Source organism: Hafnia alvei (genome assembly GCF_034424155.1).
Taxonomy (GTDB): domain Bacteria; phylum Pseudomonadota; class Gammaproteobacteria; order Enterobacterales; family Enterobacteriaceae; genus Hafnia; species Hafnia alvei.
The window spans coordinates 1,237,751-1,260,676 of the sequence record NZ_CP139992.1; the positions used below are offsets into that span (position 1 = coordinate 1,237,751).

Annotated in this window: 23 protein-coding genes; 17 read left to right on the forward strand and 6 right to left on the reverse strand. The window is 49.4% G+C overall.

Features of this window, described 5'->3' with window-relative positions:
• Nucleotides 1–12: 12 nt before the first annotated feature.
• From ytfQ to yjfF, 4 genes are all read left to right on the forward strand, one after another.
• Nucleotides 13–969 (forward strand): galactofuranose ABC transporter, galactofuranose-binding protein YtfQ, encoded by a 957-nt coding sequence (gene ytfQ, locus U0008_RS05755; RefSeq protein ID WP_043491717.1) that lies wholly within the window; start codon nucleotides 13–15, stop codon nucleotides 967–969.
• Nucleotides 970–1,065: 96 nt separating this feature from the next.
• Complete coding sequence (locus U0008_RS05760; protein ID WP_025800603.1) at nucleotides 1,066–2,571, forward strand: sugar ABC transporter ATP-binding protein; 1,506 nt, start codon at nucleotides 1,066–1,068, stop codon at nucleotides 2,569–2,571.
• 13 nt (nucleotides 2,572–2,584) lie between these two features.
• Nucleotides 2,585–3,604 carry a galactofuranose ABC transporter, ATP-binding protein YtfT gene (gene ytfT / locus U0008_RS05765; RefSeq protein ID WP_043491719.1) on the forward strand — a complete coding sequence of 340 codons (1,020 nt, stop codon included), beginning with the start codon at nucleotides 2,585–2,587 and terminating at the stop codon, nucleotides 3,602–3,604.
• Entirely contained in the window at nucleotides 3,597–4,604 is a 1,008-nt protein-coding gene (gene yjfF, locus U0008_RS05770) for a galactofuranose ABC transporter, permease protein YjfF (RefSeq protein ID WP_043491723.1), read from the forward strand. Before ytfT ends, yjfF begins: the two co-directional genes overlap by 8 nt.
• A gap of 116 nt (nucleotides 4,605–4,720) precedes the next feature.
• Here the strand turns inward: yjfF and U0008_RS05775 are convergent, their stop codons facing one another.
• The 6 genes from U0008_RS05775 to rhaB form a co-directional block, all read right to left on the reverse strand.
• Entirely contained in the window at nucleotides 4,721–5,326 is a 606-nt protein-coding gene (locus tag U0008_RS05775; protein WP_025800606.1) for a transglycosylase SLT domain-containing protein, read from the reverse strand.
• A 187-nt stretch (nucleotides 5,327–5,513) separates the two neighbouring features.
• Entirely contained in the window at nucleotides 5,514–5,828 is a 315-nt protein-coding gene (gene rhaM / locus U0008_RS05780) for an L-rhamnose mutarotase (protein WP_043491725.1), read from the reverse strand.
• Nucleotides 5,829–5,837: 9 nt separating this feature from the next.
• Nucleotides 5,838–6,986, reverse strand: a complete 1,149-nt coding sequence (fucO, locus tag U0008_RS05785) for a lactaldehyde reductase (protein ID WP_043491727.1) — start codon at nucleotides 6,984–6,986, stop codon at nucleotides 5,838–5,840.
• 78 nt (nucleotides 6,987–7,064) lie between these two features.
• Nucleotides 7,065–7,889: a rhamnulose-1-phosphate aldolase gene (rhaD, locus tag U0008_RS05790; protein WP_025800609.1), complete on the reverse strand. Its 825-nt coding sequence runs from the start codon at nucleotides 7,887–7,889 to the stop codon at nucleotides 7,065–7,067.
• 25 nt (nucleotides 7,890–7,914) lie between these two features.
• On the reverse strand, nucleotides 7,915–9,171 hold the full coding sequence (locus U0008_RS05795; RefSeq protein ID WP_043491729.1) for an L-rhamnose isomerase: 1,257 nt from the start codon (nucleotides 9,169–9,171) through the stop codon (nucleotides 7,915–7,917).
• Entirely contained in the window at nucleotides 9,168–10,592 is a 1,425-nt protein-coding gene (gene rhaB / locus U0008_RS05800; protein WP_248298847.1) for a rhamnulokinase, read from the reverse strand. Before rhaB ends, U0008_RS05795 begins: the two co-directional genes overlap by 4 nt.
• A gap of 392 nt (nucleotides 10,593–10,984) precedes the next feature.
• On the opposite strand from rhaB, the gene rhaS reads away from it, so the two are divergent.
• From rhaS to U0008_RS05865, 13 genes are all read left to right on the forward strand, one after another.
• A complete protein-coding gene (rhaS, locus tag U0008_RS05805; RefSeq protein ID WP_025800612.1) occupies nucleotides 10,985–11,806 on the forward strand; it encodes an HTH-type transcriptional activator RhaS in 822 nt (273 codons plus the stop codon).
• A gap of 137 nt (nucleotides 11,807–11,943) precedes the next feature.
• Nucleotides 11,944–12,804, forward strand: a complete 861-nt coding sequence (rhaR, locus tag U0008_RS05810) for an HTH-type transcriptional activator RhaR (protein ID WP_043491734.1) — start codon at nucleotides 11,944–11,946, stop codon at nucleotides 12,802–12,804.
• A gap of 134 nt (nucleotides 12,805–12,938) precedes the next feature.
• Nucleotides 12,939–13,856, forward strand: coding sequence for an aldo/keto reductase (locus tag U0008_RS05815; protein WP_043491736.1), 918 nt, complete (start codon nucleotides 12,939–12,941; stop codon nucleotides 13,854–13,856).
• Between the two features lie 541 nt (nucleotides 13,857–14,397).
• Nucleotides 14,398–14,937 carry a fimbrial protein gene (locus U0008_RS05820; RefSeq protein ID WP_025800615.1) on the forward strand — a complete coding sequence of 180 codons (540 nt, stop codon included), beginning with the start codon at nucleotides 14,398–14,400 and terminating at the stop codon, nucleotides 14,935–14,937.
• Between the two features lie 77 nt (nucleotides 14,938–15,014).
• Nucleotides 15,015–15,572, forward strand: coding sequence for a fimbrial protein (locus U0008_RS05825; protein WP_043491739.1), 558 nt, complete (start codon nucleotides 15,015–15,017; stop codon nucleotides 15,570–15,572).
• A gap of 64 nt (nucleotides 15,573–15,636) precedes the next feature.
• A complete protein-coding gene (locus U0008_RS05830; protein WP_043491742.1) occupies nucleotides 15,637–18,111 on the forward strand; it encodes a fimbria/pilus outer membrane usher protein in 2,475 nt (824 codons plus the stop codon).
• Nucleotides 18,112–18,225: 114 nt separating this feature from the next.
• On the forward strand, nucleotides 18,226–18,930 hold the full coding sequence (locus U0008_RS05835) for a fimbrial biogenesis chaperone (protein ID WP_455748978.1): 705 nt from the start codon (nucleotides 18,226–18,228) through the stop codon (nucleotides 18,928–18,930).
• Nucleotides 18,931–18,946: 16 nt separating this feature from the next.
• Complete coding sequence (locus tag U0008_RS05840) at nucleotides 18,947–19,570, forward strand: fimbrial protein (protein ID WP_025800619.1); 624 nt, start codon at nucleotides 18,947–18,949, stop codon at nucleotides 19,568–19,570.
• Complete coding sequence (locus U0008_RS05845; protein ID WP_043491746.1) at nucleotides 19,570–20,625, forward strand: fimbrial protein; 1,056 nt, start codon at nucleotides 19,570–19,572, stop codon at nucleotides 20,623–20,625. The genes U0008_RS05840 and U0008_RS05845 overlap by 1 nt, the downstream gene beginning before the upstream one ends.
• Before the next feature lie 9 nt (nucleotides 20,626–20,634).
• Nucleotides 20,635–21,177: a fimbrial protein gene (locus U0008_RS05850; protein WP_043491750.1), complete on the forward strand. Its 543-nt coding sequence runs from the start codon at nucleotides 20,635–20,637 to the stop codon at nucleotides 21,175–21,177.
• A gap of 22 nt (nucleotides 21,178–21,199) precedes the next feature.
• The gene (locus U0008_RS05855) at nucleotides 21,200–21,874 is read left to right on the forward strand and encodes a LuxR C-terminal-related transcriptional regulator (protein ID WP_025800622.1); all 675 of its coding nucleotides are present in this window, start codon (nucleotides 21,200–21,202) and stop codon (nucleotides 21,872–21,874) included.
• Between the two features lie 96 nt (nucleotides 21,875–21,970).
• Nucleotides 21,971–22,165 (forward strand): DUF4762 domain-containing protein, encoded by a 195-nt coding sequence (locus tag U0008_RS05860; protein WP_043491757.1) that lies wholly within the window; start codon nucleotides 21,971–21,973, stop codon nucleotides 22,163–22,165.
• 91 nt (nucleotides 22,166–22,256) lie between these two features.
• Nucleotides 22,257–22,925: a DsbA family protein gene (locus U0008_RS05865; RefSeq protein WP_043491783.1), complete on the forward strand. Its 669-nt coding sequence runs from the start codon at nucleotides 22,257–22,259 to the stop codon at nucleotides 22,923–22,925.
• Nucleotide 22,926: the final 1 nt, after the last annotated feature.

Genomic DNA, 22,926 nt, shown 5'->3' on the forward strand with positions numbered 1-22,926 from the left:
GAGGATCTCAGTATGTGGAAGCGTTTACTTTTGGTTACTGCCGTCTCTGCTGCACTCTCTTCAGCTGCGTTTGCTCAGTCGATGACCGTTGGTTTTTCTCAGGTCGGTTCTGAATCAGGCTGGCGCGCCGCTGAAACCAGCGTGGCAAAAAGCGAAGCACAAAAGCGCGGTATTACGTTGAAAATTGCGGATGGTCAGCAAAAGCAGGAAAACCAAATCAAAGCCGTTCGTTCCTTTATTGCCCAAGGCGTTGATGCCATTTTTATTGCTCCGGTGGTTCAGACCGGATGGGAACCCGTCCTGCAGGAAGCCAAAGAGGCGAATATCCCCGTTTTCTCACTTGATCGCGCCATCACCGTGAAAGACAAATCGCTGTATATGACCGTTGTTACCGCAGACAACGTGTTGGAAGGAAAATTAATCGGCGACTGGTTGGTGAAACAGGTCGCAGGAAAGCCGTGTAACGTGGTGGAGCTACAGGGAACGGTCGGTGCAAGCGTAGCGATCGATCGTAAAAAAGGCTTTGCTGAAGCGATTGCCAATTCGCCAAACATCAAAATTGTCCGTTCTCAGTCTGGAGATTTTACCCGCAGCAAGGGTAAAGAGGTCATGGAGAGCTTTATTAAAGCCGAAAACAACGGCAAAGATATCTGCATGGTTTACGCACACAACGATGATATGGCGATAGGTGCCATTCAGGCGATCAAAGAAGCGGGGCTTAAACCGGGTAAAGATATCCTGACTGGCTCTATCGACGGCGTACCTGATATCTATAAAGCTATGTTGGCAGGAGAAGCTAATGCCAACGTTGAACTCACGCCAAACATGGCGGGGCCTGCGTTTGATGCGTTAGAGAAGTATAAAAAAGATGGCACCTTGCCACCGAAAATTACCAAGACTGAATCCAAATTGTTCCTACCTGACAGCGCGAAAGCTGAGTTAGATAAGAAAAAAGATATGGGATATTAATTTCATCTTATCTCTCGTTTTCAATCCTATTAGTCACTTCACCGGCAGAGGCTTCCGCCTCTGCCCATGATTTTCAGCGAAGCTAGGAGCGATGGTATGCGCGGCGATGGCGATAATGAGGTGTTACTCCGCACTGAAGGTTTGAGTAAATATTTTCCCGGCGTTAAGGCACTCAATAACGTTTCTTTCAGCCTACGTCGCGGCGAAATTATGGCGCTGCTTGGCGAGAATGGTGCGGGAAAATCGACGCTGATTAAGGCGCTAACCGGCGTTTACCAACGGGATAGCGGTACTGTTTGGTTAGACGGTGCCGAGGTCTTTCCAAAAAATACGGCTCATGCGCAAATCTTGGGTATTGGTACCGTATATCAAGAAGTGAACCTGCTGCCTAATATGTCGGTGGCAGACAACCTGTTTATTGGCCGAGAGCCGCGTCGTTTTGGTTTTATTCATCGTGGTGAAATGATCCGCCGTGCCACTGAGCTGATGCAACGTTACGGTTTTTCGCTGGATGTCACGGAGCCGCTTGGGCGGTTTTCTGTCGCTATGCAGCAAATCGTGGCGATCTGTCGCGCTATCGATCTTTCTGCCAAGGTGCTCATCCTTGATGAACCTACTGCCAGCCTCGATACCAGTGAAGTAGAAATGCTCTTTACCCTGATGCGTCATTTACGCGATCAAGGTATAAGCCTGATTTTTGTGACCCACTTTCTCGAACAGGTTTATGCCGTCACCGACCGCATCACGGTGCTGCGCAACGGCGAGTTTGTGGGAACTCGAAACACCAAAGAATTACCTTATATCGAATTAGTCAAAATGATGCTGGGTCGTGAGTTGGACAACAATGCTTTGCAGCGTGCGGGCCGTACTTTGCTCAGTGAAAATCCAACGGTCGAATTTGAAAACTATGGCAAAAAGGGCGTGATCGCCCCCTTTAATCTCAAGGTTCGTCCCGGTGAAATTGTGGGGTTAGCTGGGTTACTTGGCTCTGGTCGTACGGAAATGGCTGAGGTCATTTTTGGTATTAAACCAGCGGACAGCGGCATCGCACAGGTCAAAGGCAAACCAAGATCGTTACGTTCACCGCATCAATCATCGCGCTACGGATTGGGATTCTGCCCTGAAGATCGCAAAACCGATGGCATCATCGCGGCGGCGTCCGTGCGTGAGAATATAATTCTGGCGCTTCAGGCACAGCGTGGGTGGCTGCGCCCGATTGCACGCAAAGAGCAACAGCACATCGCGGAACGCTTCATTCGCCAACTGGGGATTCGTACCCCAAGCACTGAACAGCCCATTGAGTTTCTTTCCGGCGGCAACCAGCAAAAAGTTTTACTTTCGCGCTGGCTGCTCACCAAACCCCAGTTTCTTATTTTAGACGAACCGACACGCGGGATTGACGTGGGCGCTCACGCCGAGATTATTCGCCTGATAGAAACCTTGTGCGCCGATGGTTTAGCGCTGCTGGTGATCTCATCGGAGCTTGAAGAGCTGGTGGGGTATGCCGATCGGGTGGTGATCCTGCGCGATCGCCAGCAAATCGCCGAAATCCCACTTGAGCAGCTTTCGGTTGCCGCCATTATGAATGCCATTGCGGCATAAGGAGATGAACGCCATGTCTGGTTCTTTGCCCGATGCCAATCCCTCCAAAACCTCACGGCTACGATGGCCAACGGGTATGCCGCAAATTGTGGCGTTGGTTGTGGTGTTACTGGTTGATAGCGTTGTCGCCAATAATTTCTTTTCTATTCATATTCAAGATGGGCGCTTGTTTGGCAGCTTAATCGATATCCTCAACCGCTGTGCGCCAGTGGCGCTTTTGGCGATAGGTATGACGCTGGTGATTGCGACTGGCGGTATCGATCTTTCCGTGGGCGCGGTGATGGCAATCTCAGGGGCGACCGCCGCTTCGTTAACGGTTCAGGGTTATGGTTTGCCAATCGTGATTTTATCCGCGCTTGGCGTCGGCATTTTATCTGGGCTGTGGAATGGCATTTTGGTGGCACTCCTAAAAATTCAGCCGTTTGTCGCCACGCTGATTCTGATGGTTGCAGGACGAGGCGTAGCCCAATTGATTACGGCAGGGCAGATTGTCACTTTCAACTCCCCCTCACTATCGTGGCTGGGCAGCGGTTCACTCTTTTTGCTCCCCACGCCGGTGATTATCACGTTACTGACCTTGTTAGCCTTCTGGCTACTGACGCGTAAAACCGCGCTCGGGCTTTTTATTGAAGCGGTAGGGATTAACATCCGAGCGGCGAAAAATGCAGGGGTGAATACGCGGCTGATCGTCATGGGAACCTACATGCTGAGCGGCCTATGCGCTGCGATTGCAGGGATTATTGTAACGGCGGATATACGCGGCGCCGACGCGAATAATGCTGGGTTATGGCTAGAGTTGGATGCCATTTTGGCCGTGGTTATCGGCGGTGCATCGCTGATGGGAGGCCGATTTAATTTCCTGCTATCGATACTTGGGGCGTTAATTATCCAAGGAATGAACACCGGCATTTTGCTTTCAGGATTCCAACCGGAATTGAATCAAGTCGTTAAAGCCGTGGTGGTATTGGTTGTTTTAGTGTTCCAGTCGCCGCGCTTTCTCGCCGCAATCAGAAGGAAGCCGCGCCATGCTTAAACGTAATTTGCCGTTGATGATTACGCTGGCGGTTTTTGTACTGGGATATCTGTTTTGTTTGAGCCAGTTTCCCGGTTTTGCTACCACGCGTGTGATTTGTAATATCCTCACAGATAATGCTTTTCTCGGTATTGTCGCCGTTGGAATGACGTTTGTGATCTTGTCGGGTGGCATCGATCTTTCTGTTGGTTCAGTGATCGCTTTTACCGGCGTATTTCTGGCGCGCATGATCGGTGATTATCATATGTCGCCGCTGGTGGCTTTTCCGTTGGTGCTCGTGATGGGATGTGGCTTCGGGGCCTTCATGGGATGGTTGATTGATGCGCTAAAAATTCCGGCGTTTATCATCACGCTAGCAGGCATGTTTTTTCTGCGCGGTGCCAGCTATTTGGTTTCAGAAGAGTCGTTGCCTATCGATCATCCGATATACACCACGCTCTCCTCACTGGCTTGGAAAATTCCAGGAGGAGGGCGCTTGAGCGCCATGGCGCTATTGATGTTGGCAGTGGTCGTGCTGGGGATCTTTTTGGCCAATCGTACGCGCTTTGGTAATCAGGTTTATGCGATTGGCGGTAATGCCACATCGGCCAATCTGATGGGGATTTCAACCCGCAGCACCACCATCCGTATTTATATGCTTTCAACTGGATTGGCGACGTTAGCGGGCATCGTATTTTCCATTTATACCTCTGCGGGTTATGCGCTTGCAGGAATGGGCGTTGAGCTGGATGCCATCGCCTCCGTGGTGATTGGTGGCACGTTGCTGAGCGGCGGAGTGGGAACCGTTTTAGGCACGCTGTTTGGCGTTGCGATTCAGGGATTGATTCAAACCTATATCAACTTTGACGGCACGCTTAGCTCATGGTGGACCAAAATCGCAATAGGGATTTTGTTGTTCGCATTTATCGGGCTGCAACGCTTACTCACGGTGATGTGGGAGAACCGGCAAACGGCAGAGGTGAAGAGGATTGATGTTATTAAAGTCGATCGTGCTGTATGACCCCATGCTAACCCTCCCCTTGGCAGGGGAGAGAACCGATTCGGCGTTGCATGCGAGAACTCGATCAGCCCCTCCCCCTGCCAAGGGGGAGGTCGGGAGGGGGGATACTCCAACTCTTACAAACTATTATAAACCTGCTCGACCTTCGCCATATAACGCGGAGCCTGTGCCGCAGGATGATATTGACGAACGTGCCAGTGGAACGCTTCTGGTGAAAGCTGATTAATCATCTGAATCGCGGTTTTGCGATTGCTCGAAAAAGTACGCAGCAGCGCGCCTGCGCCGTTAGCGTAAGCCACCTCGGTTGCATAGCGACGAGTCACAGGATCGTCAATCCAGTTCAGCTGTTGATGTTGAATTGCGCTGATATAAGCGGCACCTAAATCGATATTGGTTTCGGGATCGAGTAAATCATCGTCGTCAGGGCAGCCGCGTTTACCTTTATAGCGATAGGCATCACACCCGCCGGTTGAGGCTTTGAGCTGCATGAGACCGATGGCGTTCGAAGGGCTGACGGCTTCTGGATTGAAGCTGGATTCTACCTGAATAATCGCGGCGATAAGTTTGGGATCGACCTTATAGTCATCGGCAGCATCTTCGATAACATCGTCGTAGGCATGGGTGTCGTACTTTTTATAATGATGTTTGCTTGAACAGCCAGCCAAGAAAAGCAATAGCAGCATAATGCCAAATCGCGAAGGATGTTTGAGTATTGAAATCATTGGTGAGCACGCCAGCCTATATCCATTAAAATAGAATAGGACTCATTAGTGAGACGACCATGTCGAAGGGAATGCCTGATTTAAATAGACGGATCCCTACGCCCGAAACAGACGCAGGGATCATATAGTCATCCAGCAAGTAGGTCACCTGCTGTTTTGCGCATTTTTAGTAAAAAAATAAGATCCTTCAGCGAAGATAAAACACCTCGTTAAGCTCATCGGTAACTGGGCTGTTGTCCGCGTTGCTCGGCATTACATCGGCCATATGTTTCCACCAGCGCTGGCAGGTTTCGGTCTGTGCAATCGCATTCCAACGCGCTTCGGATTCAATTTCAACGAAGCCAAACAGCAGATGGCGTTTTTCATCCAAAAAGATCGAATAATTGTGTGCGCCATGCGCTTTTAATTCGGCTTCCAGCTCTGGCCAAATCGGCGAATGGCGGCGCTGATACTCTGCGTGGGCATCGGGATTAACCTGCATGACAAAGGCTTTACGGATCATATTTCCTCCTTACATCGCCTGAAGGTAGAGCGCCCGAACCTGCTCACGATCTGCGCTACGCGGGTTACACGGCGCACAGGGATCGGCCAGCGCTTTATCTAACCAACCGTCAATATCACTTTCTTTGATACCCAGCGCGTGGAATCCAGAAGGAATACCAACGCGTGTCGAGAGCTCACGAATGGCCGCGATAGCGCTGTGGCTGGCCTGCTCTTCATCCATTTCCTGAGTATTAACTCCCATTGCCTGCGCGATTCGAGCGAAGCGGGAAACCGCATTAGGGCGATTAAAGGCTTCAACCACCGGCAACAAAATGGCGTTACATACGCCGTGTGGCAGATTATGCGTCGCCCCCGGCTGATGCGCTAATGCATGAACTAAACCCAGTCCGGCGCTGTTAAAAGCCATCCCTGCCAGATATTGCCCATAGGCCATCATTTCACGTGCCTGAAGGTTCTGCCCATTGTCCACCGCCAGCGGTAACCATTCGGCGATCATGCGAATAGACTCCAGCGCCGAGTGATCGGTCAGTGGATGCGCGCCTACGGAAACATAGGCTTCAATCGCATGGGTTAGCGCGTCCATGCCGGTTGCGGCGGTTACCGAGGCGGGAATATTTAGCATCACCGCCGGATCGTCCACGGCAATATCAGGAATAATATTGCTGTCGATAATCACCTCTTTCACCTGACGTCGGCTATCAATGATCACCGCGTTGCTGGTGAGCTCAGCGGCGGTTCCCGCCGTGGTATTAATAGCGACCAGCGGTACACCGGCATTTTTCACCTTGCCCACGCCCGAATAGGCGGTGGAAGGGCCGGGATTGGCGGTCAGAATTTTAATGGCTTTGGTGGTATCAATTGGGCTACCACCGCCGAAGGCGATCAGGTAATCACACTGGTTTTGCTGATAGGCTTGAAAACCTGCCTGAACTAATTCTTCGGTTGGATTTGGAAACACATCTTTAAACAGTACGTATGGCAGGTTTTGCTGCTGCATCGCACTAAACAGGCTGTCTAACAACCCCATTTCCACCAACTGACCATCGGTAACAATCAGCGCTTTTCCCCACTTTTTGTCGCCAAGCAGTTTCACCATATCGACGATAGCGCCGTTGCCGTGCAGGCTGATTTTCGGTAATGCCAGCATGAAACTCATGATATTGCTCCTGAAAATGAAAAACCGTTGTAATGCGCTTCCTAAGGAGAAGCGCATGCGATCGGTCTTTCTCAGCGATTAATCTTCAAGTGCCGCAGCCATTGGCGTAACACCAAAGCGTGCGGCGAGCGCAATCAGCTCCTGCGTGGAGATCGTTTGTTTTTTCCCGCCCATCGACAGCACTTTCACCATAATCTCCGCGGATTTTTCAGCGGTATCGATCAGGCCAAAAGCATCGTCTAGCGTTGGGCCACTGCCGAAAATTCCGTGGAAAGGCCACAGTACTAAACCGTGCTGACGCATTTGTTCTGCGGTTTGCGTGCCGATGCCGTCGGTGCCCGGCACCATCCAAGGTACGATGCCAATGCCATCAGGGAACACCACTAAACACTCGGTGCTGCCTTCCCATAGCAGACGGGTAAATTTGGCGTTGTCCAAATCATGCACGTAGCTAAGCGCAATCAAATTGGTGGCGTGACAATGCATGATGACGCGGTTATCGCCGCCGGTAACCTGCATACGTACGATATGCGATTGGAAATGCGCGGCCAGTTCAGAGGTTGGCAGGCCGCCTTTGGTTAATCCCCAATGGATGTGGTAGGCCATGCCATCGGCGCTAACCTGTAGCAGCACCAGATTTTCCTGCGGTGCAATTTGTACGTTGCGGAAAAATTTGCCTGAGCCGGTCACTAAGAACCAGCTATTGGCGAGTTCGGTGGCAGGCTGTGTCAGCTCAACGCAGCGCGGCTGTGAGTTAAAATCGGCGCGAAACGGTGCGACTTCTTCCTCTAATAAACGCAGGCTAACGTTGCCTCCGTTACGTTCATCCCAGCCTTTGAGCCACATATCGCTGGTGGCTTTAATCATGCCCTGAACGAACCAGGAATCGATGATAGATTGCATAGTTTTTATTCCTTTTATTTATCACTTAACGCTGAGACAAAATGTGTTCTTCATATTCGCGCACTGCTTTTAGCCAACTGGCATCAACGGGAACGTCGTTGCGCTGGCAGTACATTTCCCATACCGCCTGCCAAGGCAGCGATTTTTGTTCTTCCAGCAGAGCCAGACGTGCCGTGTAGTCACCGCTTTCTTCCAAATTACGCAGATGGTTAGTCGGTTCTAGCAGTGCGCGCAGCAGGGCTTTTTTCATATTGCGCGTACCAATTACCCAGGCCGCAATGCGATTGATGGAAGCATCGAAGAAGTCCAAGCCGATATGCACGCGGTTAAACAGGTTGTGGCGGACGATTTCGCTGGCAATGGCCTGAGTTTCATCGTCGAGCAAGACCACGTGGTCGCTGTCCCAGCGTACTGGGCGGCTAACGTGCAGCAGCAAACGAGGCACATAAAGCATGGCGCTGGAAATTTTGTCGGAGATCACTTCTGTTGGATGGAAGTGACCGGCATCCAGACACAGGGCGGTCTGACGGCTGGCTGCGTAGCCGAGGTAAAACTCGTTTGAGCCCACGGTATAGCTCTCAGCGCCGATGCCGAAAAGTTTGCTTTCAACCGCGTCGATGTGATGTGCCGGGTTTAGTTTTTCAGCGATAACCTCATCCAGCGCCGAAGCCAAGCGTTGACGCGGAGCCAAGCGGTCAATCGGCGTGTCTTTCATGCCGTCTGGGATCCAGATATTCATGACGGACGGCGTACCCAACTGTTCGCCAAAATAGGCTGAAATACGGCGGCTGGCTTGGCAATGTTCAATCCAGAACTGGCGTGTTTCGGGGTTGGCGGATGAGAGAGTAAAACCATCGGCGCTCAGCGGGTGAGAGAAACAGGAAGGGTTAAAATCTAAGCCTAAATGGTGTTTTTTAGCCCATTCAACCCAGTTAGCAAAATGGCACGGCTCGATTTTATTACGTGCGACCGGCGTATCAGATTCTAAATAAATCGCGTGCAGATTCAGGCGTTTTGGCCCTGGGATCAGCGTTAATGCCATTTCTAAATCGGCACGCAGCTCTGCGGCGTTGCGCGCTTTGCCCGGATAGTTACCGGTGGCCTGAATACCGCCGGTCAGTGAACCTTCAGGATTTTCAAAACCGGCAACGTCATCGCCCTGCCAGCAGTGCATCGAAACTGGCAGTTTCTCCATGGTTTTCAGCGCATTTTCGACGTCTACGCCAACAGCGTTAAAACGTTGTTTAGCCAGTTCCCAAGCCTGATCGATTGAAGTGGTCATACACATGTTCCTTTGAATTGGGCAGAGGTTTGCGCACCGCCGTTGCTGAGCGATGCGGATAAAGAGTGGTGAGATGGGTTGGGTAAAAAATGTTCCAGCGGGAAGTTATTTGCCACCACGCGGCGGAAAGCATGCACATCGGCGATATCGCCCAGCGCGATTAACTGGCAGCCGATATTGCCTAAGGTTGAAGCTTCAACGGGGCCCGCGCTGACTTCGATGTTGCAGAGATCGGCGCACAGCTGATTGAGGAAACGGTTTTGGCTGCCCCCGCCGACGATATGTAAATGGCTGATCGGCTTACCGCGCAGTTCAGCAAGCTCTTCGGCCACCTGCTGATAGAGTTTCGCCAAGCTGTCAAAAATACAGCGCGCCAGTTCTGCCGGTGTTTCGGGCACCGGAACGCCACGCTCGCGGCAGTCGTTTTGAATTTCCAAACACATATTGGCTGGGTTGATGAAGCGCTCGTCGTTCGGGTTAATCAGAAAATGGTGTGCAGACTGCTGAGCGGCCTCTGCAATCAGATCGGGCAGATACTGAACGCCCAGCTCTTGGGTTGCGCGCTGTAGCAACCATAAGCCCATAATATTTTTCAGTACCCGATAGCGGCCTTCTGCCCCCCCTTCATTGGTGATATTGGCCTGCAACGCATGGCTATCGGTGAACGGCGTACGGCTTTCAATGCCCATTAATGACCATGTACCTGAGCTGAGATAGGCCGAATCGCTATCCTGCATTGGGGTGGCAATCACCGCGCTGGCAGTGTCATGGGTGGCAACGGCAACGACTGGAACCTGTTGTCCTTTCGGGCTTTGCCAGCAATCGATACGCTGACCCGGCTGGGTCGGTTTGCCAAACCAACGAGCCGGAACACCGGCATAGTTCAGCAAATCGGTATCCCAATCGCCGCTGTGGATATTCAACAGCTGTGTTGTACTGGCGTTGGTGTATTCCCAGTTCATTTGCCCTGTTAAACGGTAATGAAGGTAATCGGGAATAAGCAGTAAATGCTCAACCCGATCCAGCAACTCAGGCTGTTGTTCGCTGAGCGCACGCAGCTGATAAAGGGTATTGAAGGGCAAAAACTGAATGCCGGTACGTTGATAGATAAACGGTTTACCTAAGTGCTCTTGCGCCTGTGCCATCAGGCCGTGCGTACGATCGTCTCGATAAGCGACGGGATGGCCGACTCGTTCGCCGCTGGCATCCAACAACACAAAATCTACGCCCCAGGTATCAATGCCAATGCTGTCTAATGGGATATTTTCAGCATCAATTTGCTCAAGCCCGGTACGAATTTCCTGCTCAAGGGCATCAAGATCCCAAGTATCAAAACCGTCACGAGGTACCAGCCGATTGGTAAAGCGGCGGATCTCTTTTAGCGTAAGGTGTTGCGTGCCGACGTGGTAACTCGCCAGCATCACTCGCCCGCTGGAGGCACCAAGATCGATTGCGGCAATATGGCGTGTCGTCATGTTGAACCGTCCGTCGTTGAACATTCTTATTTATCAATGACGGTCAGTGTAGAAACTTGCTTGGTGGGGCACCTTCTCATGAATGCCAGTGAAATTATGGCGATGGCAATACGGCAAAGGTGAAAGTGAAGTAAGTCACAGTTCTTAGATGCGCTGGCCTGTGATGTTCGCCGCATTTCTTAATATTGGTCGTGCATTCTTGAATTAACGAACGCGAAAAGCCGTTTTGACGTCAAAAGTTTAAGGTTCATTTTTCAGCCTTCTTCTACTATCGAGCCATAGCAAACCGCTGGAGAAATCACCCGCGTTGATACCCCGATAAGATAAGGAGTCTGACGATGACGGTTTTGCACAGTATTGATTTTTTCTCTTCTGGCTATGCGCCTGTCGCCATAGAGCCTCGCGCTCCGCAGCCGGAGTTTCCTGAACATCACCATGATTTCTATGAAATTGTGATTGTAGAACAGGGCGCTGGTGTACACGTTTTCAACGGCAATCCTTATACGCTCAACAGCGGCTGTGTATGTTTCGTTCGCGATCACGATCGTCATTTGTTTGAGCATACCGACGGCCTTTTTCTCACCAATGTGCTCTTTCGAGCGCCGGATGCGTTTAAGTTTTTATCGGGCGTTGAGCAATTTTTACCGCGAGAATCTGAAGGGGTTTATCCCTCGCATTGGCGTATCAGCCAGCAGGTGCTAGCGCAGGTAAAAATGCTGATGGCGAAACTCGAACAAACACCGGCCAGCGAGCGAGCCGAGGATATTGCGTTACATGAAAGCGTCTTTATGCAGCTTATTGTGCAGCTTTGGCAGGGGTGTTCTGCTCAGGTCGGGGACGATCAGGAAGGGCGTTTGCGTCAGCTCTTAGATTGGTTACAGCATCACTACGCCGAATCTGTGGAGTGGACGGAATTAGCGGACCGTTTCTCTTTGCCGCTTCGCACCTTACACCGCCAGCTTAAGAACCATACCGGCATGACACCGCAGCGCTATCTGACTCGCCTACGTCTTTTACAAGCCCGACACCAGCTTTGTCACAGTGATAGCAGCGTGACGGATATTGCCTATCAGTGCGGTTTTGGCGACAGCAATCATTTTTCTACGCTTTTCAAACGCGAGTTTGACCAATCTCCTAGAGCCTTGCGTTATCAGGGATAGTGGCTCAGTCACGTTAAGCCAAGTGACATTTTGTTACTTAACGGCGGAATGCAATGTGCGGAATCGAGAAAGCCGTCAACGTAAAACCATGATGATTCTGTGATACTTTCTGGCTAAATAAGCGTGGGAGGCGGGGAATGCGAAAGCCGTTAGTGCTGGAGAATCGGGATTATTTCCCTTCGGAACAGATGCCGGTCGCGGTAGCGGATCGTTATCCACAGCAGGTTTTTGCCGAACATTCCCACCAGTTTTGCGAGATCGTGATCGTTTGGCGCGGTAACGGCTTGCACGTTCTCAACGATCGCCCGTATCGCATAACCTGTGGCGATATTTTCTATATCAACGCCGAGGACTGTCATAGCTACGAATCGGTTAACGATCTGGTTCTGGACAATATCATCTATTGCCCCGAGCGTTTACGTTTAAACGCCCAATGGAATCTATTATTGCCACCGTTTGATGAGTCGACTCGACAGAATCATTGGCGTTTAAGCACCGGTGGTTTAGCGCAGGCGAGGCCGATTATTGCTCAGCTGGCGCAAGAGAGCCGCAAAACCGACGCACTTTCGATTCAGTTAACTGAAGCTCTGCTACTGCAGTTAGCGATTGTGCTAAAACGTTATCGTTACACGGCGGAGAGTGTCTATTTGCTACCGGCTGGCGAACAGCTTGATTTGCTGATGGCATCACTGCAAGGTGGACTCGACAGCCATTTCGATTTATCGGCTTTTTGCGCAGAGCATCAGTTGGTCGAGCGCTCGCTGAAACAGCTATTTCGCCAGCAAACAGGGATGTCGATCAGCCATTATCTGCGTCAGCTACGTCTGTGTCAGGCTAAGCGATTATTGAGACGCAGCGACTATCGTATCAGTGAAATTGCGACGCGCTGCGGTTTCGAAGACAGCAACTATTTTTCCGTGGTGTTTACCCGTGATGCCGGACTAACACCACGAGAGTATCGCCAGCGCTTTGTGACTGAACCAGAGCGAGCGATTTAACCCCTTTATACTTGAAGCCAGTCCAATTATTGGGGGATAAGCTAGAGTATGACATGGCATTTTTTGCGGCGATTTTCGTCATCATCAATAGCGGTGGCCGTGATTCGGCACCGCTAACCAGATAGGGCAGTTTGATGAAACATATTAAATTAGGTGGTTCTACCCTGCATGTTCCCGCCATTGTGGTGGGCTGCATGCGTATGGATGAGTTGAAAGCCGCAGAGGCCGAAACTTTTGTGCAAACCGCGCTGGATTTGGGCGCAAACTTCTTCGACCACGCAGATATCTATGGCGGCGGCGAATGTGAGCGTATTTTCGCTCGCGCAGCCAAACTCAATGATGACCGCCGCGAGAAGGTCTTCCTACAGTCTAAATGCGGGATTCGTAAAGGCCTGTTCGATTTCTCTAAAGAGCACATTTTAAAATCAGTAGACGGCATCTTAGAGCGTTTAGATACCGACTATCTCGATATGCTGCTGGTGCATCGCCCTGATGCGCTAATGGAACCGGAAGAAGTGGCCGAGGCGTTTGATCACTTACTGAATACCGGCAAAGTGCGCCGTTTTGGTGTTTCAAACCAAAGCCCAATGCAGATGGCTTTACTGCAAAAGTTTATGAGCCAAAAGATCTTGGCGAATCAGCTTCAATTGAGTATTACCAATAGCGGTATGATCCGCAGTGGTATTAACGTCAATATGGAAAATGCGTCGAGTGTCGATCACGACGGTGAAGTATTGAACTATTGCCGTTTAAATGACGTGACGATTCAGGCATGGTCCCCGTTCCAATACGGTATGTTTGAAGGCGTATTCCTCGGCAATCCTAAGTTCCCAGAACTGAATCAGAAAATTGATGAGATTGCGGCGCGTTATGACGTATCAAATACCACTATTACGACGGCGTGGATTTTACGTCATCCAGCCAATATGCAGATGATTTCAGGCACGATGAGCACTTCGCGCCTCAAGCAAATATGTCAGGCCTGCGATATCACGTTAACGCGTGAAGAATGGTATGAAATTTATCGCGCAGCCGGTAACGAGCTGCCATAAGCCCTGACGCTATTATAGTTCTAGAACAGCCAGTTTTCTGGCTGTTCTCTAGAGACAACAAACATCCTCCTATTTTATTGTCACCTCTTATTACCAATTCTTATTGCAACTCCTTAACGCAACTTCGTTTAACGTTTCTCATTCTCTATTAATTATTAATACACGTATGTGGTGTGCTGGCGTGTATTAACTGTATAGGAAAAACTATATCTAAGTATTTTCCGATATTAAAAAATGGCGCGACTAGGATGATTCCAAATACTTCGCGAGATTAAAATAGCGTATATAGCATTGTTGCGAGTTTTAAATACGTACTTAAACCTCTTTGGCTGTAAGACTTTTAACGATTAATGGGATTTGATAGCATTTTGTTCGTCCGATGGAGCAGGATAATAATTATGATAAACACATGGCGTCTTTAATTATTTAAAAGGATTTATACCAATAACACAGAGAGCTTCTATTGTCGCTTGGATTGCGTCCTGTGGCTTAAATGCTCTTTATCTTTTTTTAGGATATTTATATTACGCAGGAAATTTTTATGAAATTGAATAAAGTTGCTTTAGCCGTAGCATTTACCGCTGCTGTAAGTTCTATGTCTGTTCTGGCTGATACGACCAATGGCCAAATCCAATTCCAAGGTGAATTGGTGAATACTGCCTGCGGTTTATCACCTAATTCTAGCCCAGTATCTGTCGATTTTGGTCAGATCCCTGTTTCAGCGCTGGCTAACGGTGCTCATGCAGGTAACGTGCAGAAAAACATCGAATTGCAGGATTGCGATACTACCGTTGCGACCAGCGCCGTTGTTTCTTACACCCCAACTAGTGTAAGCCCAGCTGATGCAACTCTGGCAGCGTTCACTTCAGGTACCGCGTCTAATGCGGGTATCGGTCTGAAAGATAGCGCCAGCCAGGATGTGGTTTGGGGTCAGGGCACCACGGCTGTACAACTGGTTAACGGTACTAACACCATTCCATTTGTTGCCTATGTGAAAGCAGACAGCGCGGATCAGACTGCAAACCCTGTAACCGCAGGTTCTTTCCAGTCAACCATCAACTTCCAGATCGCTTACCAGTAATCTCCTAGAAGTGGTGCACACGGGGGGCGTATATCCCCCGTTTTCTACCTGTGAAATATTCAGTAGGGATAGCGAGCATGATGTCAGGAATAAAGAAAAAAATATCAGTGATGCTTTTTTTATATGCGCTGTTTTTTTCCGCTGACACGCTGGCATCCAGTATTACACCAGGGAAAGTCGAAATGTCTGGTGAGCTGATTGAAACTGCCTGTGGCATTGATCCTCTTTCACGTGAGATCTGGGTTGATTTTGGCGATGTATCTGCTCGTGATATTAATATGGATAGCGAAAGTCACCTAACGAAAGATTTTAATGTTCATCTTACCGGGTGCAGAGTTATTAAAAATAAAACGGCTGCTGATGACAGCTTTCCTTATGCCACGATCACTTTTATTGGCAATTCATCTCCTCATGATCCGTCAGCGCTATTAGTTACCGGAGAAGGGGAAGGATTTGGTATTCATTTACGTAATCAGCATGGAAGTATGCTGACAATAGGGCAACCTTCTCCCGGATATGATTTAAGTAACGGGAGTAATATTCTGAGATTTACCGCCTCGCTGGTTCCGGTTAATAAACATATTAAAGCCGGTGAGTTTTATGCTATTGCTCGTTTTTTTATTGATTATAACTAAAAAATTAACCAATGCCATTTGGGGTATTCGGCGTATTCCGTCGATTAATTCGGGATAAATTGTCATGTCGGTAACACTAAAAACAAAATTAAAAATAGTGGCCTTAAAGGTGATTATTTTCTGCTATGCCAATACGGTATATGCAGACGATCTCGTTGAATTTAATACCGACGTATTGGATGCGTCCGATCGCACCCATGTTGATTTATCCCGTTTTGCTTCAGACAACTATGTTGCCGCAGGTGATTACCTGTTGGATATCAAAATTAACGGCCAGCCGATAGGTCAAGACAAGGTGCATTACGCGCTGTTGCCCGATGGTAAAAGCACGCAAGCCTGCATCAGTCAGGCCGTGCTGGATAAGCTGGCATTGAAGGAAGAAGCCAGACTCAAAGTTGAGCAGGTTTCAGAAAACTGTTTTGTTTTGCTGAGCCTGCCAGGGGCTAAGCTCAGCAACTATGCCGGAACGCTGGATATTACGGTGCCGCAGGCGTGGATGAAATATAACGATCCCAATTGGACGCCACCGGAGCGCTGGGATAACGGTATTGCTGGCGTCATTTTTGACTACAGTCTGACGGGCCAACTCACTCATCAACTCGATCACAGTGAAGATTACAATTCTTTGTCAGGCTATGGTCAGGCAGGGTTCAATGTGGCTGGCTGGCGTTTTCGCAGTGAATATCAGACCAGCTACTACAACTCAACTCACCAATTTGATTTTGATTGGAACCAGATTTATGCCTATCGTCCGCTGCCCATGATGGCGGCCAAACTGACACTGGGCGAAATCTATCTTAACTCGCAGGTCTTCGACACGTTGCGTTTCACCGGCGTCAATCTGTCGAGTGACGAGCGTATGCTGCCGCCAAATCTACAAGGCTATGCGCCCGAAGTACACGGCGTAGCGCGCACCAGCGCTAAAGTGACGGTGAGCCAGAGCGGCCGAATAATCTATCAAACTACCGTGCCAGCCGGTCCATTCAATATTCAGGATCTAAGCAGTTCGGTGCGTGGAACGCTGGACGTCAAAGTTGAAGAGCAGGATGGTTCGGTGTCTACCTTTCAGGTGAATACCGCCAATATTCCGTATCTCACGCGCCCGGGCTACGTACGCTACAACATCGCCGCGGGGCAGCCTTCGCGCTATACCCACCAAACTCAAGGGCCGGGCTTTGTCTCGGGGGATTTCTCGTGGGGGATTTCCAACGCGTGGTCTCTGTACGGTGGTTTGCAAACGGCGGGTGAAGAGTACAACGCCATGTCGATAGGGATTGGACGCGATCTCAGCATGTTTGGGGCTATCTCCGTGGATGCCACCGAATCATGGAGCCAAAACCGTGATGGGGAGCGCCTAAAAGGAACGTCGTACAAACTCAGCTACGCCAAAACCTTCGACGAATACAACAGTTCAATCACGTTTGCGGGCTATCGATTCTCGCAACAAGATTTCCGCTCGATGGCGCAATACATGGATGAGCGCTATCAGGATTACGACCATGTTGGGCGTGAGAAAGAGCTATACACCATCACCGGTAACAAAACGTTCTGGGCTGATGAGCCGAGCAAAACGTTGACCACATTCTTGACCTATACCCACCAAAACTATTGGGATCGAAATAGCCAAGATCGTTATGGCGTGTCACTGGGACGCACTTTCCGCATCGGTGAAATTAACGGTATTACGGCCAATCTCTCTGCGTATCGCACCGACTATAAAGATCGGCGTGATGATTCGATTGCAATTTCAATCTCTGTGCCGGTTGGCGATAGCCGCTGGGCCGGTTTGGATATGCAAACCAATAACGGCAAAACCAGCCCGATGATGTCGTACACCGACAATAGCGACAACAACAACCTATGGCGAGTGCGCGCGGGGGCAAGCCAGAGCGGTAACGCCAATATGGATGGCTATTACCAGCACCGTTCGCAGATGGCAGAAATCAACAGCAACCTCAGCTATCAGCAAAGCCATTATGTGGCGCTGAGTAGCACGCTGCGCGGTGGTTTCACGGCGACACGACACGGCGCCGCGCTGCATAACAGCGGAGCTACGCTCAACACGGCTCGCATGATGGTAGATACCAACGGTATTGCAGGCGTTCCGCTAAACGGAAGCAAATCGCGAACCAACCGATTTGGCATCGCGGTGGTGCCAGACGTTGTCAGCTACAACAGCTTTGACACCCGCGTGGATGTGGATGCGATGGACAGTGATATCGAGCCGTCAAAAGCCATTAGCACGACCACGCTGACCGAAGGCGCTATCGGCTACCAGTCCTTTGGGATGGCAAAAGGGATGAAGATGATGGCAAACATTCGCCGCTCTGATAGCAGCACACCGCCTTTCGGCGCTGAAGTCTTTAATGGCGACGGTGTCAGCGTGGCGATGGTGCTTGATGACGGTCAGGCGTGGCTTGCCGGTGTTAATCCTGATGAGACGCTCAAGGTGGTCTGGAACGGAAAAACACAGTGCAAGATCACTATTCCGGCAAAAGCGTCGAATTATTCGAATTCTGTTTTGCTGCCTTGCCATTAAGCGATGCGGCTAAACCGAAGCAACAAATCTATGACGAAGCAACAAATCCATTACTGTCATAAAAGGCTAAAAATGAGCATGAAGAAAAATAGCGGATGCGGCTGGATAGCGGCGATGGCTCTGACGGTTCTGACCGGCTACGCGCAGGCGGGCGTTTCACTGGATCGCACGCGGATCATTATTACCGAAAAAGAGAGCTCATCGAGCGCCAACCTGTCCAACACGAGCCCAGATATTCCTTTTTTGGCTCAGTCATGGGTAGAGGACTCGGAAGGTCACAAGATCACCTCGCCGTTAATGGTCTTGCCGCCGCTACAGCGAATCAACGGTGGACAGAAAGGGATTGCCCGCGTGACCAAAACCGGTGCGATAAACACGCTGCCGCAGGATCGCGAAAGCCTATTTTATCTCAACGTGCGTGAAATCCCGCCTAAGCCGAATAAGCCCAACATGCTGCAACTCGCTATGCAGTCACGTATCAAGCTTTTCTATCGTCCGGCGGCAATTATCCCCACCAGCAAAAATGAGATCTGGCAAAACCAAGTGGTGTTCCAGAAAAACGGCAGCACGATGACGGCGCAAAACCCAACGCCGTATTACGTCACGATTATTGGTTTAACGAATAGCGCGGGCAGCAAAATTACTCGCTTCCCAGGAATTATGGTCGCTCCGAAATCGAGCCTTGATTTTGCGGTTACTGATGGGGCGGTGAGCGCGTTCTCCATGATGTATGTCAATGACTATGGCGGCCACCCAGAACTGAAGTTCAGCTGTTCAGGCAGCACCTGTAAAGCGTTGCCTAGCGCGCAGCAGGAATAACCATAAGGACCCGACAATGCAAAATCGATTCGCGTTATGCGCATTTCTGGCACTGGGCGTTGTGTTTCAGGCTCAGTCTACGGTGCCGCAGTTGCCACAACATCAAGATCGGGATCATGCCGGTGAAGATGGCGGCATTGTTCGGTTCCATGGTTCTGTGTATGCCTCTCCGTGCGTAATGGCGGGGGAGAGCCGGATGCAAGATATCGATATGGGCGAAATGACGGCGCGTAGTTTTCATCGTGCTGGCGATCACAGCCAGCCGGTGCTGATCAAAATCTATCTACGCGATTGCCTAAAAGGGGCATCAATGGCGCGCGGTAGCTTGGCTTCGAAGACGACGGGAAGCGATTGGCGAGCCTATACCACCGGCGAGCAAGCGGTGCAGATGACATTTATCGGTGAATCCGATGTAGCCGACCCTGCGCTATTACACACTACCGGTATGGTGCAAGGAGCAGGTATTCGTTTGATGGATATGTCAGGCAATAAGCTGGCAATTAATCAGACCCAGACGCCTTCCTTAGTGAAATACGGCGATAGCGTATTGACCTTTATGGCCGCATTGGAATCGACGGGAAACTCGGTCACCGCCGGTGAATTCCAAGGATTGCTGCGTGTGAAAATGGAGTATTTGTAATGAAACTGTCTGGCCTATTCTCACGCCAAACGTGCGTTATGTGTGCACTCGCTCTATCGCTACTTCCCGCTGGCGTGCAGGCCTATATCGATGGCGAAATTATCCCGGTCGGTGGTCCGCATCAATACAATATTGATGTGGGAAATCAGGATATTACCTCTAACGTAGCGGGCTCTCTGATTAGCTCTGAGTTTGCATTAGGTGGGCTTTATGCCGGGACAGCCTACTGCAATACGCCGATGACGAATCAGCCAGTATTTTTCACCTCGCGTGCGACGCTGGCTGAATCAGGCAATAACCCCGGCTATCTGCGTTTGAACGACTATATGGATGTCAAAATTGAAATCTACATCCGTGGTAACCGTCTCGAATACCTGCCGGTTCCGTTCAACAATGAAAGCAACCGCGCGTATCAGAACACCTGTGCGCCGCCATCGGTGCAGTACACCGATTTTGAGTCTGGGTCGAAGGGGCGTGTCACTTTTATGATCACGAAACCCATTATCAATGGTGTCAATCTGGTCGGGACGCAAATTGCTGAGCTATATGGCCGCATTGGTTCAACGGCCTCCGGTATTGGCTCTGTGCCGATGTCGGTGATTTATATCAACTCGGGTGTTCTTACCGTACCCGATAAATGCGTGGTGAATCAGGGAACGCCTATCGTGGTGGATTTCGGCACCATACCTGGTACGGGCAGCAAGCTCAATGGCAATAACTACAGCCATAACGTGCCAATTCACGTGAAGTGTGAAGGCGGAAGTTTTACCACGGGCAGCCTGAATATCAAACTGGCTATTCAGCAGGCCAGCCCAGCCAGTTTTAACAGTGATTATCTGGGAACCACCGGCTCCGGCGATCGTTCAAATTTGGGCATCAAGCTGACAGATCAAAGCGGTTCGACCATCACGCCGAATAGATTTTATAACGTCCCTGGTTTTAACAATAACGAGGGGGATTGGAATCTCATCGCAGCGCCGATTGCAAACGCCGGAACCAACATTGAGGAAGGTGATTTTCAGGCTTCTGCAACCGTTGTTGCAGAGTTCCAGTAAGGAGAGGGTATGCGTCTGATGGAACTGGCTGTGCTAGCGACGCTGATGTTCAGTAACGCGGTTGAAGCGGCGGGAGAGTTGGTGGGTGGTGCAATGACGTTTAAAGGCGTGGTTGTCGCTCTGCCTTGCAGCATTGCTCCGGGATCGGAAAAAGTGCCGGTAGACTTTGGTGAGATTTCAACCAAGTCGCTTTATGCGACGGGGAAAACCACACCCATTGCGTTTTCGATTGTGTTGGAAGACTGCAACCCCAGCGTATTTGACTCGGTAACGGTCACCTTTGATGGCGACCGGAACTCGAACATGACCGATCGTTTGGCCATTAAGTCCGTGGCGCCAAGCGGCGCGAGCGGCGTAGGTATTGGCTTAGAAGAAAGCGATGGTTCACCGATTCGACTCAATATGCCAACCAACGCAACGGCTATTACCGATACCGTGATGCAGTTGAACTTCCAAGCCTTCGTGGAGGGAGAGCCGCAGGCGTTAGCGAACGGAACGTTAACGACCGGTGCTTTCACTGCAACAGCTAACTACACGTTAAATTATCAGTGATTTGCTGAGAAGGTATTTATAAATGAATTATCAGTGCTTTTTCTTTGATAAAAATATCTTTTTCTCTCAAGGCTTGAAGTCCGTTATTCAGGATGCTTGTGATGACTCAATGCGAGTCCAATTTACCAGCTCTAATAATATACATCAGCTTGTTGAGGTGCTTAAACAGCAAAGGAATGAACGAGAACAGCGCTGGGTGATTTGTGATTTTGAAAGTTTTCCTCAGGGGCGGTTTAATGTACTCAATATGATCAAGATGTACTACCGTCATCATCGACAGAAACTCGTTATCTTATTGAGTGAAAATAATATCCCGCTTTTTTTTGCGCTGCACTCGCTATTACCTGGTGCACATTGGCTATTAAAAAGTGAATCTAAACAGAATGTGAATCTATTTTTTAATGAGCTGAAGTGTAGCGAAATAGGACAAACAGTTTTTAGTCCCTCATTGGTGAGTTACACCCGAATGAAATGGTTAACCGCCGACGCGGGGTGTTATATCTCAAGCGATGAGTGGTGGCTCATGGAAGAGATATTTAAGGGTAAATCACTTTCGCAGATAGCGAACGAAGTCAATATTAACGTTCGAAGGTTGAGTTATTACAAACGGCGTTTAATGAAGCGGCTTAATGTCACCAGCAATGTCGCTTTGTTCAATGTTTTTAAATGTATTGTGGCAACGCCTCGTAACGACTGAGTTATCAACGATTTTTAAAGATTACTGGTGCCATGTTCATCGGTAGGTACATGCAATTCATTGCATATTTTTAATAAACTAAGGTAAGGATTATATATGAAACACATTAATGCAGCGGAAGCCTCACAGATTGTTGGTGGCAACTGCAAAACGTGTAGCAGCTCTTATGAAACCGTGGTAATTGGCGGCGTAGCATCATGTAAGTTAGTGACAGTTTGCACTGACAAACATGGTTCAACGACCACCATGAAAGATGCCGATATGAACCTGTGCCGCGTGCCAAATCGTTAATCTCTCTAGTTTGCTAAATAAATAGTCACCAATACATGGAGAGTTGCTCTCCATGTATTTATTCGACGATCAATTTTGGGGCATTAAAGTTATGCAGTTTAAACGCACAACGGTTATTAGTTATTCATTGCTGCTTGTCATTGTCTCATCGTTGATGACCGTGTTGTTTTACCATGTGTTTGTGTTCAAGTCGTTTTCAAGTGAAAGCGATAATCAAACCTCGCCGCAGAAAGAGTTAACTATTGCGCAGGCAGAGAAAAGCCCAATAAGAGAAAATAACAGTATTATCGAAGTGATGTCCTATGGCTGCCATTACTGCGCCGCGAATGAGGATAATGTGAGGGAGTTTGTTAAAAAATTGCCCACAGGCGTAGTATTTGAATCAATACATATCAATACAGAAAAGAGTGGTTTATCTGCCTTTGCCCCTATCTTTGCCACGCTACAAGAAATGGGCGTAGAACCTACCGTGCGTGATAGTGCGTATAACGCCATTATTGCTCGAGGTATTAATCTGACGGATGCGGCAGAGTTAAATAAATGGCTGCTTAAAAATAGCATTGATGTTGCAGAATATAAAAAAGCGCGAGCCAGTGAAGCCGTTAAAAATCGATTAGATGAAATGTCAGCTATTACAGATTTTTATGATATTACGGCAACGCCGATTTTTATTATTAATAAGCGTTTTGTGGTCGCACAAGATAGTTCTTTCCCTGAATTCTCAAAACGTATGCTGAATTTGCTCGGAAAGGATAAGTAAT

Excerpts from the sequence above, each read along its gene's own strand:
- U0008_RS05840 (WP_025800619.1), top strand. The coding sequence starts at position 18,947 with ATGCAAAATCGATTCGCGTTATGCGCATTTCTGGCACTGGGCGTTGTG.
- U0008_RS05850 (WP_043491750.1), top strand. The coding sequence starts at position 20,635 with ATGCGTCTGATGGAACTGGCTGTGCTAGCGACGCTGATGTTCAGTAAC.
- rhaR (WP_043491734.1), top strand. The coding sequence starts at position 11,944 with ATGCGAAAGCCGTTAGTGCTGGAGAATCGGGATTATTTCCCTTCGGAA.
- ytfT (WP_043491719.1), top strand. The coding sequence starts at position 2,585 with ATGTCTGGTTCTTTGCCCGATGCCAATCCCTCCAAAACCTCACGGCTA.
- U0008_RS05830 (WP_043491742.1), top strand. The coding sequence starts at position 15,637 with ATGTCGGTAACACTAAAAACAAAATTAAAAATAGTGGCCTTAAAGGTG.
- U0008_RS05825 (WP_043491739.1), top strand. The coding sequence starts at position 15,015 with ATGATGTCAGGAATAAAGAAAAAAATATCAGTGATGCTTTTTTTATAT.
- rhaB (WP_248298847.1), bottom strand. The coding sequence starts at position 10,592 with ATGCTGGCGAGTTACCACGTCGGCACGCAACACCTTACGCTAAAAGAG.
- yjfF (WP_043491723.1), top strand. The coding sequence starts at position 3,597 with ATGCTTAAACGTAATTTGCCGTTGATGATTACGCTGGCGGTTTTTGTA.
- U0008_RS05845 (WP_043491746.1), top strand. The coding sequence starts at position 19,570 with ATGAAACTGTCTGGCCTATTCTCACGCCAAACGTGCGTTATGTGTGCA.
- U0008_RS05835 (WP_455748978.1), top strand. The coding sequence starts at position 18,226 with ATGGCTCTGACGGTTCTGACCGGCTACGCGCAGGCGGGCGTTTCACTG.
- U0008_RS05795 (WP_043491729.1), bottom strand. The coding sequence starts at position 9,171 with ATGACCACTTCAATCGATCAGGCTTGGGAACTGGCTAAACAACGTTTT.
- rhaD (WP_025800609.1), bottom strand. The coding sequence starts at position 7,889 with ATGCAATCTATCATCGATTCCTGGTTCGTTCAGGGCATGATTAAAGCC.
- U0008_RS05760 (WP_025800603.1), top strand. The coding sequence starts at position 1,066 with ATGCGCGGCGATGGCGATAATGAGGTGTTACTCCGCACTGAAGGTTTG.
- U0008_RS05855 (WP_025800622.1), top strand. The coding sequence starts at position 21,200 with ATGAATTATCAGTGCTTTTTCTTTGATAAAAATATCTTTTTCTCTCAA.
- U0008_RS05860 (WP_043491757.1), top strand. The coding sequence starts at position 21,971 with ATGAAACACATTAATGCAGCGGAAGCCTCACAGATTGTTGGTGGCAAC.
- U0008_RS05775 (WP_025800606.1), bottom strand. The coding sequence starts at position 5,326 with ATGATTTCAATACTCAAACATCCTTCGCGATTTGGCATTATGCTGCTA.
- U0008_RS05820 (WP_025800615.1), top strand. The coding sequence starts at position 14,398 with ATGAAATTGAATAAAGTTGCTTTAGCCGTAGCATTTACCGCTGCTGTA.
- rhaM (WP_043491725.1), bottom strand. The coding sequence starts at position 5,828 with ATGATCCGTAAAGCCTTTGTCATGCAGGTTAATCCCGATGCCCACGCA.
- U0008_RS05865 (WP_043491783.1), top strand. The coding sequence starts at position 22,257 with ATGCAGTTTAAACGCACAACGGTTATTAGTTATTCATTGCTGCTTGTC.
- U0008_RS05815 (WP_043491736.1), top strand. The coding sequence starts at position 12,939 with ATGAAACATATTAAATTAGGTGGTTCTACCCTGCATGTTCCCGCCATT.
- ytfQ (WP_043491717.1), top strand. The coding sequence starts at position 13 with ATGTGGAAGCGTTTACTTTTGGTTACTGCCGTCTCTGCTGCACTCTCT.
- fucO (WP_043491727.1), bottom strand. The coding sequence starts at position 6,986 with ATGAGTTTCATGCTGGCATTACCGAAAATCAGCCTGCACGGCAACGGC.
- rhaS (WP_025800612.1), top strand. The coding sequence starts at position 10,985 with ATGACGGTTTTGCACAGTATTGATTTTTTCTCTTCTGGCTATGCGCCT.